This is a genomic window from Peribacillus sp. ACCC06369 (assembly GCF_030348945.1).
Lineage (GTDB): Bacteria > Bacillota > Bacilli > Bacillales > DSM-1321 > Peribacillus.
The window spans coordinates 3911201-3923943 of sequence record NZ_JAUCEN010000002.1; the positions used below are offsets into that span (position 1 = coordinate 3911201).

The 12743-nt window shown below is 42.9% G+C and carries 11 protein-coding genes; 1 reads left to right on the plus strand and 10 read right to left on the minus strand.

The window, feature by feature from the left end; all coding sequences use genetic code 11:
• Window positions 1–61: 61 nt before the first annotated feature.
• The gene (locus QUF78_RS19855) at window positions 62–523 is read right to left on the minus strand and encodes a DUF441 domain-containing protein (protein WP_289327363.1); all 462 of its coding nucleotides are present in this window, start codon (window positions 521–523) and stop codon (window positions 62–64) included.
• Between the two features lie 191 nt (window positions 524–714).
• Between QUF78_RS19855 and ytvI the strand changes: the two genes are divergently transcribed.
• Window positions 715–1842 carry a sporulation integral membrane protein YtvI gene (gene ytvI, locus QUF78_RS19860; protein ID WP_289325997.1) on the plus strand — a complete coding sequence of 376 codons (1128 nt, stop codon included), beginning with the start codon at window positions 715–717 and terminating at the stop codon, window positions 1840–1842.
• Between the two features lie 94 nt (window positions 1843–1936).
• Here ytvI and aceA read toward each other — a convergent pair whose 3' ends face one another.
• The 9 genes from aceA to ystJ form a co-directional block, all read right to left on the minus strand.
• A complete protein-coding gene (gene aceA / locus QUF78_RS19865; protein ID WP_289325998.1) occupies window positions 1937–3220 on the minus strand; it encodes an isocitrate lyase in 1284 nt (427 codons plus the stop codon).
• A gap of 38 nt (window positions 3221–3258) precedes the next feature.
• Window positions 3259–4851: a malate synthase A gene (aceB, locus tag QUF78_RS19870; protein WP_289325999.1), complete on the minus strand. Its 1593-nt coding sequence runs from the start codon at window positions 4849–4851 to the stop codon at window positions 3259–3261.
• A 398-nt stretch (window positions 4852–5249) separates the two neighbouring features.
• A complete protein-coding gene (locus QUF78_RS19875) occupies window positions 5250–5642 on the minus strand; it encodes an FxsA family protein (protein WP_214748513.1) in 393 nt (130 codons plus the stop codon).
• An 81-nt stretch (window positions 5643–5723) separates the two neighbouring features.
• A complete protein-coding gene (gene pyk / locus QUF78_RS19880; protein WP_289326000.1) occupies window positions 5724–7484 on the minus strand; it encodes a pyruvate kinase in 1761 nt (586 codons plus the stop codon).
• Between the two features lie 128 nt (window positions 7485–7612).
• Window positions 7613–8572, minus strand: a complete 960-nt coding sequence (gene pfkA, locus QUF78_RS19885) for a 6-phosphofructokinase (RefSeq protein ID WP_289326001.1) — start codon at window positions 8570–8572, stop codon at window positions 7613–7615.
• Between the two features lie 278 nt (window positions 8573–8850).
• Window positions 8851–9852 (minus strand): acetyl-CoA carboxylase carboxyl transferase subunit alpha, encoded by a 1002-nt coding sequence (gene accA / locus QUF78_RS19890; RefSeq protein ID WP_289315378.1) that lies wholly within the window; start codon window positions 9850–9852, stop codon window positions 8851–8853.
• The gene (accD, locus tag QUF78_RS19895; RefSeq protein ID WP_289326002.1) at window positions 9849–10712 is read right to left on the minus strand and encodes an acetyl-CoA carboxylase, carboxyltransferase subunit beta; all 864 of its coding nucleotides are present in this window, start codon (window positions 10710–10712) and stop codon (window positions 9849–9851) included. Before accD ends, accA begins: the two co-directional genes overlap by 4 nt.
• Window positions 10713–10802: 90 nt before the next feature.
• Window positions 10803–11432, minus strand: coding sequence for a FadR/GntR family transcriptional regulator (locus tag QUF78_RS19900; RefSeq protein ID WP_289326003.1), 630 nt, complete (start codon window positions 11430–11432; stop codon window positions 10803–10805).
• A 5-nt stretch (window positions 11433–11437) separates the two neighbouring features.
• Window positions 11438–12679: an NADP-dependent malic enzyme gene (gene ystJ, locus QUF78_RS19905; protein ID WP_289326004.1), complete on the minus strand. Its 1242-nt coding sequence runs from the start codon at window positions 12677–12679 to the stop codon at window positions 11438–11440.
• Between the last annotated feature and the right edge of the window lie 64 nt (window positions 12680–12743).

Here is a 12743-nt window from a genome sequence, read left to right on the forward strand (position 1 = left end):
AACATTAGATAGAAAATTTCATTCTCAAGATTGACGGCCCCTTCAATCATTTGCCAACGCTTCATTTAAAAAAATTGAAGATCTGCATGCATAAATAAGCAATTCCCGCCCCGATTAACGGACCGACAGCCACACCTTTGAATAATGCGACCGCAAGAATCGTCCCAAAAACAAGAGCCGTGGTAATGTGCGGATCATGCGATAGGAGGGTAATCCCATTTTTCGCTATGAGTGCAACCGCTATACCAGATGCAAGCGCAATCCAGGCATAAGGAGATTTAATGGCGTCACCGAGTTCCTTGAATCCTATCGTCCCATTCGCTATGGGTATGAGTACGGAGATCGTAATGATCGTAACGCCCAAGTTTATTCCCTTCGCTTCCAGATACGGAAACACTTTAGTATCGAGGCCGATCAGTTTCATGCTTAAAAGAAAACCCGCAGCCATGATCAGTGACGTATTTTTGCCAAACCAACCGATTGCTGCAAGTAAAATTAAAAATATAACAGGACCGTTTATCATTCTCCCTTCACCTTCTTTCGTCATTTTTGTTATTTTAACATAACAAACTCCCCTCTTTCCTGAGAAAAGATCGAATTCTGGAGCAATGCATCATCGGAAAAAATTTAAGCGAAAGACGAAAGAATCTTTCCTTTCTTTTCCATACTCGTTACAATTATAATACAAACTTTATGATTGAAGGAGGATATGTCTTGAATCCAGTATATATGTATCGTTTCATTCGTTCTTTACTGGTCGTCGGAGGGATAATCTTAGGTGGAATTGCCTTGTTTTATTTATCTAAATATACATATCCATTCATTATTGCCATGATAATCGCTTTCTTGATGAACCCTTTGGTCACTTTTTTCGAAAGGAAAGGAAGGCTGCCAAGGGGATTGGCTGTATTCGTTTCCCTTTTACTCATTTTCCTTTTATTTGCGGGTCTTATCACCTTACTGGTTACCGAGATCATATCAGGGACCAATTACCTTGCCGGAGTCATACCACAGCACATAGAGACTATCGTGGACTATATAGAAACATACATCGCGTCCACCGTCATCCCTTTATATAATCAAATAGCTGCCATGTTCAATAATTTGGATATCGAACAGCAAGATACAGTCCTCAAGAATATCCAAAATATCGGTGAATCCATCACTACCGGAGTAAGTGGCTTCATTCAAGCGTTCTTGAAGAACATTCCGACAATCATCGGATGGTTTCCCACTACAGCAACGGCACTCCTCTTTACCCTACTGGGCACTTTCTTCATCAGTAAAGATTGGGATACCTTTGGGCGCATGACCGGAAAAGTGTTGCCTGATAAGATTTTTGCAGGTGCCAAGCGTTTATTCAGGGATTTAAAACGTGCTTTGTTTGGTTTTATCCGTGCACAATTCACTCTTGTTTCATTGACGACCGTTACGATTCTAATCGGATTTCTCATTTTAGGGGTGAATTATTCAATTACCATTGCCCTGATATGCGGATTGGTCGATATCATCCCCTATTTAGGGACAGGGACTATATTCATTCCTTGGATCATCTTTGAATTCATCGCTGGAAATACAAGTCTCGCAATCGGTTTGTCCGTCCTTTACATAATCGTTGTTGTCCAGCGTCAGTTAATAGAGCCAAAAGTTCTTTCTTCCAGTATTGGTTTGGATCCGCTTGCCACTCTCATCGCCTTGTTCATCGGCTTCAAATTGATTGGTTTCCTAGGTCTGATCGCAGGACCTGTCGTTCTTGTTATATTCAATACACTTCAGCGTGCCAATGTCTTCAAGGCCATATGGGCTTTCATCATCGGACCGGATACAAAGAAAACCACATAAGTAATCCCGCTATCTTTGTACCTTATAGCATTCTCCCATCTCCATATAAAAATCCGCCCCGGGTACGAGGCGGATTTTTGGTTTCAAGCTAAGATTATTTTGACGTCTGGAATTGTTCTGTTTCAGTAGAACCTGCAAGTGCTGTAGTGGATGATGTACCACCAGAAACGACCTGTGCCACTTCATCAAAATAACCAGTTCCCACTTCACGCTGATGACGTGTTGCAGTGTAGCCATCGGATTCACTGGCGAATTCCGCTTGTTGAAGTTCTGAGTATGCAGCCATGCCGCGGTCTTTATAACCAAGGGCAAGATTGAACATGCTATGATTCAACGAGTGGAATCCTGCAAGGGTAACAAATTGGAATTTATAACCCAATTTACCTAATTCAATTTGATAGCTGGCAATTTCTTCATCACTTAATTTTGCTTTCCAATTAAATGATGGCGAACAATTATAAGCAAGGAGTTTACCCGGGAACTCTGCATGGATCGCTTCGGCAAAGCGGCGGGCATCCGCTAGATTAGGTTCAGAAGTCTCACACCAGATAAGATCGGCATACGGTGCATAAGCAAGGCCTCTTGCAATCGCTTGGTCAAGACCTGCTTTGGTACGGTAAAATCCTTCTGGAGTCCTTTCGCCAGTGATGAATGGTGCATCAACCGGATCGATATCATCGGTGATCAAATCTGCAGCATCAGCATCCGTCCGGGCAATTAAGATAGTCGGTGTACCCATTACGTCTGCTGCCAATCGGGCGGAAACTAAATTACGTACTGCCGTTTGGGTTGGCAGAAGAACTTTACCGCCTAGGTGGCCACATTTTTTCTCGGAAGAAAGCTGATCTTCAAAGTGAACGCCTGCCGCTCCAGCTTCGATCATGCCTTTCATTAATTCAAAGACATTAAGGGAACCGCCAAAGCCGGCTTCAGCATCCGCTACGATTGGTGCGAACCAATCGATATCACTTTTTCCTTCAGCAAAGCTGATTTGATCTGCGCGCTGAAGTGTCTGATTAATGCGTTTAACCACTTGCGGCACGGAATTGGCTGGATATAAACTTTGGTCGGGGTACATTTGCCCTGCAATGTTAGCATCGGCAGCCACTTGCCAGCCGCTTAGGTAAATTGCTTTTAAACCAGCTTTCACCTGCTGCATTGCTTGGTTACCAGTCAATGCTCCCAATGCGTTGATGAAATCCTCTGTATTTAATAGATTCCATAGTTTTTCAGAACCACGGCGTGCCAAGGTCTGTTCAATATCGATGGAGCCTCTTAATTTAATAACTTCTTCCGCCGTATATGAACGTTTAATCCCAGTCCACCGTGAGTCATTTTCCCAGCTTTGTTTTAATTGTTGCGCTCTTTCATTCATCATTATATTTTCCTCCTAATTTATATTTAATATTTTTAATATTATGATAATTGTTCGTATGCCGGATTGGTTAAGAAGTCTGCAAAGTCATCCGCTTCTATCAATTCTTCGAATAGTTTAGTAGACTCTTCAAACTTTCCTGATTTGAAATTTTCTTCCCCCACTTCCGATTTAATGACAGCTAATTCTTCTTCCTTGATTTGATGGAATAATTCTTCGGTTATTTTCCTGCCATCTTCGAGAATGCCTTTAGGATGACGGATCCATTGCCAGACTTGAGCTCTTGAAATTTCAGCGGTTGCTGCATCTTCCATTAAGTTATTAATGGGTGCTGCCCCTCTGCCACTTAACCAGGAGGCAATATATTGGATGCCTACGTTAATGTTAGTCCTTAATCCTGCCTCTGTAATCGTTCCTTCGGGTACAGCCAGCAACTCTTGGGCTGTTACATGGACATCTTCTCGTTTGCGGAAAATTTGATTCGGTTTTGGAACAAGCAGGTCAAAAACTTCTTTTGCCGTTCTTACCATACCTGGGTGGGCAACCCATGTTCCATCATGACCGTCTCTTGCTTCGCGTTCTTTATCTGCCCGGACTTTCGCAAAAGCCTCATCGTTCTTAATCGGGTCATTTTTAACTGGAATTTGCGCTGCCATCCCGCCGATTGCCGGAGCATTACGGGTGTGGCATGTTTTGATTGCCAATAAGGAATAAGCTCTCATGTTCGGGACGGTCATCGTGACCTGTAACCGGTCAGGGAAGATCACATCATCCGAGTGACGGAATTTTTTCAGGAAACTGAAGATATAATCCCAGCGGCCACAGTTCAGGCCTGCCGAATGTTCTTTCAGCTCGTACAGAATTTCGTCCATTTCGAATGCGGCTAGAATCGTTTCTATTAAGACCGTTGCCTTGATGGTTCCTTGCGGAATTCTCAAATCGTTTTGTGCATACACGAATATTTCATTCCATAATCTTGCTTCCAGATGGCTTTCCATTTTTGGTAAGTAGAAGTATGGACCGCTTTGTTGTTCGACCAATGCTTTTGCGTTGTGATAAAAGTACAGTCCAAAGTCAAAAATGCTGGCTGATATAGGCTGTCCATCTAACATGATATGTTTTTCCTCTAAATGCCAGCCGCGTGGCCTTACCTTTAAAACAGCCGTCTTATCATTTAATTCATACACTTTACCATTTGGATTTTTAAATGAAATGGTACCGCGGATGGCATCGCGCAAATTCAGTTGACCTTCAATGCAGTTCTCCCAAGTTGGTGAGTTGGCATCTTCAAAGTCAGCCATGAATACATTGGCACCCGAGTTCATGGCATTAATGATCATCTTACGGTCAACTGGTCCAGTGATTTCAACCCTGCGGTCCTGCAAGTCATTCGGGAGGGGCGCAATCGTCCAATCACTTTCACGAATATGCTTCGTTTCTTCAAGGAAATCAGGCAGCTTACCTTGATTCAACTCTTCCTGAACGATTTTGCGCCGTTCCAGAAGTTCTCTCCTTCTTTCACCGAAATGCCGTTCAATCCTTTCGATGAATTGAAGAGCTTCCGTTGTAAGTATTTGTTCATATCCAGGCTTAATGTTGCCTGTAATTTGTAAGCCTTTTGCTCCCGTAATCATGTTGCCTCTCCACACCCTTTCCAATTATCCTATGTTATAATACAGTTGTTTTATTTCCTGTTTGTATTATATAACACGTTGTATAAATTTGTCACCAGTTTTTTCTAAAAAATCTCAAAAAAAGAATTATTTAATGGAAAAGCCTAATTTATCAATGTTTTCACGGGATAAAAAATTAAAAAATTCTGTTATTATATACTGTTTCAGCCTCTAAAAAATCATCTTTTCATGGTGAAACAGTTAAAATTCAAATACATTAAATTGCCCAACGTCTTGTCCCATTTCAATTAAATGCAAAAAAAACATCCAATGATTACCCTTGGATGCTTTTGATAAATTCTTTTTTTATCCAGACCAAAAAGGCTGCCTAAAAGCTTGAGCCCTTAGACAGCCTTGTATTATTTATGCCGAATGATGGTAACTTTCCCTTTATTCATCCTGTTCATGATAAACCGGATAACTATCGGTTTGAGGAGATTCCGGGTTGGCGGAAACACAAGGATCAATCCCATGATATCCGAGATAAGCCCAGGGGACAGCAACAATGCAGCTCCGATAAAGATACAGATTCCATCAATGATTTCATTTCCAGGCATCATTCCATAACGAATCTGTTCCTGTGCCTTTTTCCATGTTTCCATCCCTTGCCGTTTAGCCAAATAAGCTCCGATTAAACCTGTGGCTACAATCAGGAACAGCGTTGGCCAAAAACCAATCATATTACCTGACAGCAATAGGACAATGATTTCAACGACCGGCATCGCAATGATAAACAATAAAAAATATTTCATCTACATTCCTCCTGCACAGCCCATTTCTGGTGCGGTACATCCATCTTACCTCATTGGCACGGAATCAGCCAAAATTTCGTTTTACAAAACGTTGGCATGTCCATCATAAATGACTCCACGACCTGCATCGACTGTTATTCTTTGCCCATCCGTGAAAATTTTTGTTGCGTCCTCCGCCCCAACGATGACCGGAATGCCCAATGTGACTCCTACGACAGCGGCATGGCTTGTCAAACCGCCTTCTTCCGTAATCAATGCCGCACACTTTTCAATCGCTGGCATCATATCGCGGTCCGAACCGATTGTAACCAATACAGAGCCTGCCGTCACTTTTTCCAAAGCTTCCTTGGCATTCTTGGCTACAACCACTTCACCTTTCGCAGATTTCCTGCCGATTCCTTGAGCCTTCAAAAGAACTTCTCCTAACACATGAATTTTCATCAGGTTAGTCGTCCCTGTTTCACCCACAGGCACACCGGCAGTTATGACAACCAAATCCCCATGGGACACTAAGCCGGAATGCAAGCTTTCATCTATTGCGGTTTGAAGCATATCATCGGTAGTCGTCGCTTTAGGACCAATCTGCGGATAGACTCCCCAAGCCAATGCAAGCCGTCTTGAAACATGATCATTGGATGTAACGGCAATGATCGGTGCTTTAGGGCGGTATTTAGAAATCATCCGTGCCGTATGGCCACTTTCTGTAGGGGTGATGATTGCTCCGGCATTAAGATTAAGCGCGGTGTGGGCAACGGATTGACCAATTGCATCCGTGACATTATGACGGTTCACTTTGCTTCTGACTGATAATATATCCCGATAATCAAGCGCGGTTTCAGCACGTGAAGCAATATTATGCATCGTTTGCACAGCTTCGACAGGATAGGTTCCAGCAGCTGTTTCACCAGAAAGCATGATGGCATCCGTTCCATCAAATATGGCATTGGCGACGTCACTTGCTTCTGCACGGGTTGGCCTTGGGTTACGCTGCATCGAATCGAGCATTTGTGTAGCCGTTATGACAGGTTTCCCGGCATTATTACATTTTTTGATCATTTGTTTTTGGACTAATGGCACTTCTTCAGCAGGAATTTCCACTCCCAAGTCGCCACGGGCTACCATCAATCCATCTGAAACTTCCAAGATTTCATCAAGCCGGTCTACGCCCTCTTGATTTTCGATTTTAGGGATGATTTGAATATGTTCCGCTCCATTTTGCTGCAATAATTCACGCACTTCAAGCACATCGGAAGCCCTACGTACAAATGAGGCAGCAATGAAGTCGATCCCCTGTTCGATTCCAAAAAGGATATCTTGTTCATCTTTCTCAGTTATGCCTGGCAGGTTAACCGAAACACCTGGAACATTCACGCCTTTTTTGTTCTTAAGTGTACCGCTATTCAATATTTTGGTACGGATTTCTTTTCTTACCTCATCGATCTTCAACACTTCAAGACCGATCAATCCATCATCCAAAAGGATTTTAGATCCCGGGTGGACATCATGCAGAAGCCCTTCATAGGTAATGGAGAATTTTTCAGGGGTTCCCAGGACTTCATTCATGGAAATAATGACTTCATTGCCTGCCATCAGCTCAATGGAATCATTTTCCATATTATTCGTCCGTATTTCAGGTCCTTTTGTATCCAACAGGATAGCGACCTGTTTACCCGCTTTTTCACTTGCTTCTCTGATATTGCGGATTCTAGCGGCATGTTCTTCATGATTTCCATGAGAAAAGTTAAGCCGGGCCACATTCATCCCCGCTTCTATTAATTGAACCAGTTTTTCTATACTTTCACTTGCAGGGCCAATCGTACAAACAATCTTGGTTTTACGCATAGTGTCATCCTCCTCTAAGGAAAACTCGCCGCCTGTCCAACTTTTGAAGACAGGGGCGTAGTGTTTTAGTCACATCTTTCAAATACTCAATTTCATCCAGAGCAGTTCCTATCATTGATCAATACTGATTAAATGGATAGCTCTGAGGATAAATCATACATTTTCTTGTCGATTGTATGAGGTTTGGCAAGAGCTTCGATGATATCATAATCAACCAGTCGATTTTGTTCTATCCCAACAGCCCTGCCTCCTTTGCCTTCAAGTAGCAATTCAACAGCTTTTGCTCCAAGTCGGCTTGCCAATACCCGGTCATTTGCAGAAGGAGATCCTCCGCGCTGAACATGGCCCAGGACCGTTACACGGGTTTCAAATCCTGCCTTCGCCTCAATTTTCCTGGAAATATCAACGGCACTTCCAACACCTTCAGCTACAATGATGATACTATGCTTTTTCCCACGGTCATGTCCGCGATTCAGCTTCCCAATCAGTTCTTCTATATCGTATTCATATTCGGGACAAAGAATCGTTTCAGCTCCGCCAGCCAATCCAGCCCAAAGCGCGATATCGCCGGCATTTCTTCCCATCACTTCAACCACATAAGTCCTTTCATGGGAAGTTGCCGTATCCCGAATTTTATCGATAGCATCGATGACCGTATTCAGTGCCGTATCGAAACCAATCGTAAAGTCCGTACCCGGTATGTCATTATCAATCGTTCCAGGAACGCCGATACAAGGGAAGCCCCTTTCCGTTAAAGCTTTCGCTCCGCGGTAAGAACCATCGCCACCTATTATGACAATGCCCTCGATACCCAGTTTATTCAATTGTTCAATCGCTTTCAGCTGGCCTTCCTCCGTCTTGAATTCCGGACAGCGAGCCGTATGTAACATTGTGCCGCCTCGATGAATGATATCGCCGACCGACCCAAGTTCAAGCTTCCTTATATTGCCATTTATCAAACCCTGATAACCATGATAAATTCCGAAGACCTCCATTTCATGAAAAATCGCTTTCCGAACAACAGCTCGGACTGCCGCATTCATGCCTGGAGAATCTCCTCCACTTGTCAATACACCAATTCTTTTCATAAATGTCACCTCTCTACAGCACTAATCAATTATAAGCTTCATTATATCATTGTACCCTTTTTCAAGCTTCAATAAGCAATAACTGTTTCACTTATACTCACTTGATGTTATAAGCCTAACCGATTCTCTTCAGAAATTGAAGTAAAATGGCGTAAAAGTTTACATTCTTCACACAAGCCATATTCTTCACTCGTTCTGTAATGAATACTTTTGCTTCAATGAAAGGATGAAAAAACGTGTTGCCCCAGGCAGCACGTTTTTCCTTTTGCAAAATGTGTTTATGAATGCTGTTCCACTTCTTCCTTAGGTTCGCCCTCAGGTTGTTTTGCAAATTCATATTCACCGATTTTCTTGAATTTCATGTAACGCTGGTTGATGAGATCATCACTATTCAATGGCAGAAGTTCATTGAATGAACGTTTAAGGATTTCCTTGATGGCTTCTGCCTGTACATTTGCATCACGGTGGGCGCCGCCTCTCACTTCTGGAATGATCTCATCGATGACTCCTAAGCGATTTAAGTCGGGAGCCGTGATTTTCATTGTTTCCGCAGCCCTCTTGGCCTGAGAAGCATCCTTCCACAGCAAGGCTGCAGCCCCTTCAGGGGAAATGACCGAATATGTTGAATTCTCAAGCATGAAAATTCGGTCTCCAACGCCAAGTGCCAATGCACCGCCGCTTCCGCCTTCACCGATGACGATACTGATGACCGGCACCTTCAACCCTGCCATTTCGAAAAGGTTTTTCGCAATGGCTTCACTTTGCCCGCGCTCTTCAGCAGCTTTACCCGGGAAAGCTCCCTTTGTATCAATGAAACAAATGATAGGCCGATTGAATTTTTCCGCCTGTTTCATCAGACGCAAAGCTTTTCGATAGCCTTCCGGATGGGGCATGCCAAAGTTGCGACGGATGTTTTCCTTCGTATCCTTACCTCGTTGATGACCGATGACAGTCACGGCAAGTCCATCAAACTCTGCGATTCCAGCCACGATTGCTTCATCATCCCCATAATAACGATCACCATGAAACTCCATGAATTCATTGAATAATAGCGGAATGTAATCAAGCGTCGTCGGACGGGCTGGATGCCGGGCAATCTGAACGCGATCCCACGGTTTTAAATGGTTATAAATATCCACTTCCAGCTTCTCTAAACGCTTTTCCAACGTTTCGATTTCAACTGTAAGGTCTACGTCGGCATCCTTCGAAATTGCCTTAAGTTCTTTAATCTTATTTCTCAGGTCCGTAACGGGACGCTCGAACTCTAATTCGTAAATCATGACCATTCACCACCCGGGGCATGGATTTTAAGGATCGTCGTCAAGGTTTCTTTCATTTTCGTACGATTGACGACTGCATCCAATTGGCCGTGCTTCATCAAGAATTCAGCCGTTTGGAAATCTTCAGGAAGTTCTTCATGAATCGTCTGTTCAATGATTCTTCGTCCCGCAAAACCAATAAGGGCTCCAGGTTCGGCTAGATTAATATCACCAAGTGACGCGAAACTTGCCGAAACCCCACCTGTGGTAGGATGAGTCATCATTGATATGATCAGTCCGCCTTCATTGCTGAACATCTTAAGTGCTGCACTTGTCTTTGCCATCTGCATCAAGCTTAAAACACCCTCCTGCATCCGAGCGCCGCCTGAAGCCGTAAAAATGATAAACGGAATCTTCAATTCACCTGCACGTTCAATGGCACGGGTGATTTTTTCCCCAACAACGGATCCCATGCTTCCCATCCGGAAATTCGAATCCATGATGGCTGTTGAAACTTGGTACCCATTGATGCTTCCTACTCCTGTAACAACTGCCTCATTAATCTTGGCTTTCTTTTTATCTTTTTCCAATTTATCCAAGTAATCCGGAAATTCAAGTGGGTTAACTGAAATCATTTCTTTATCAAATTCATTAAAGCTGCCGGCGTCGAATAAACATTCGATACGCTCATGGGAAGACATCGGATGATGGAACCCACAATGCAGACAGACTTTCTTGTTTTTCACTAATTCTTTTGTATACATGATTTTTTTACAGCCGGAGCATTTTGTCAAGATTCCTTCTGGTACATCTTGTTTCTCCCGATCAAAAGGAACTGTTGCATATTTCTTCTTAGACTTCGCAAATAGCTCTTTAAGCAAGCTTAATCCTCCCTTTACCACCAATTATCTATTTTATGATACTTGGTACAAACTATATCAGAAATAAAATTAGTATCGTGTAAAAAGGTGTCACTCGTCCTTCGACATATTTCTAATTCTAATAAGATACGTTTCGATGGCTTTTTCTTCATCCCGTTCGAGCAAATATGTAAGAAGTGCCAGATAGTCTTCTTTTTTCACATTACCCTGTTCCATCTCTGATGTTCTAGCATAGCTGTTGACAATACGCCAAATTCTTTCCAGCAATCGATTACGATTCAATATGGCAATTCTTAAGAAGAAATCATCATCATGAAATTCATCCTCATTGACCCAGACCATTAAACGTTTGATGTCCTCAGCCTTAGCGAAAAAGGCGACGATCCGCAAACAGTCTATTTCAATCAGCCTTTTCGTTTCAGCCAAATCTTCTTGAACCTTTTTATCTTGCAAAAAAAAGGTTCCCAGAAGCTCGACTAGCTTATGCTCCTGGAAATCCCTGATAAACGTCCCTTCACCACGCCTAGTTTCTATTAATCCTAATAGCTCTAAGGCACGCAATGCTTCACGGACAGAGGAACGACCAACATTAAAACGATCCGATAACTCCCGTTCTGATGGGATTTTATCTCCCGGCAAGAGACTGTCCGCTTCAATCATGCTGCGTAGGCTCTCAACGACATCGAGATAAATTTTTGATGAAGAAGTACGACCTGCCAAATTAATTATTCCTCACTTTTTCCAATGATCGCTAATTTCCTTGTTTTTTCTTTAATTTCCTCGGGATCCACATTAATTCTAGCCACTCCCGTTTCCATCGCTGCCTTGGCAACAGCCGCCGCAACCGCAGGCGCTACCCTCTCATCAAAAGGAGCAGGGATAACGTAGTCTTCATTCAACTCATGTTCCTGTATTAAACTGGCAATGGCTTGTACTGCAGCAACCTTCATTTTTTCATTGATATGAGTCGCACGTACATCTAACGCTCCACGGAAAATCCCTGGGAAAGCAAGGACGTTATTGACCTGATTCGGGAAATCCGAACGACCTGTTCCAACAACCTTGGCACCCGCTGCTTTCGCATCTTCCGGCATGATTTCCGGATCTGGATTAGCCATCGCAAAGATGATTGCATCCCGATTCATCGAAGAAACCATTTCTTTGGTCAATGCACCTGCAGCAGAAACACCTATAAATACATCAGCGTCTTGAATGACAGTTTCCAAAGGTCCTGAAATCTTATTTCGATTGGTCACTTTCGCCACTTGTTCTTTTATATCATTCATACCTGTCGAACGGCCCTCATAAATGGCACCCTTCGTATCACACATGATTATGTCACGAACTCCATAGCTATAAAGCAATTTAATGATGGCAATGCCCGCAGCGCCTGCCCCATTCGCTACCACTTTAATTTCTGACATTGATTTATTCACAAGTCGTAATGCATTTACAAGACCGGCAACAGTCACAATGGCTGTACCATGCTGATCATCATGAAAAACAGGGATATTCATTTCTTTCTTAAGACGTTCTTCAATTTCAAAACAATTTGGTGCGGCAATGTCCTCTAAGTTCACTCCACCGAAAGTCGGTTCGAGTAATTTAACGGTCTCTACAATTTTGTCCACATCCGTCGTTTTTAAACAGATAGGGAAAGCGTCCACTCCAGCGAAGCTTTTAAATAAAACGGCTTTTCCTTCCATAACCGGCATAGCAGCTTCAGGACCGATGTTTCCAAGTCCCAACACAGCCGTTCCATCAGAAATAACTGCAACAGTATTCCCTTTCATTGTATAGTCATAAACGGTTTCCGGCTTCTCGTAAATTTCTTTACAAGGTTCTGCGACACCAGGAGAATAAGCCAGGCTTAAATCCACTGCATTCCTTACCTGTACTTTCGAAACTGTTTCTAATTTTCCTTGATTCAAGCGATGCATATGTAATGCTTCTTCTCTTAATGTCATAGTTTCACTCCTAAAACAAATTGGGTAACCCAAATCATATATGCTGAAATCTAGTGGTCAGACC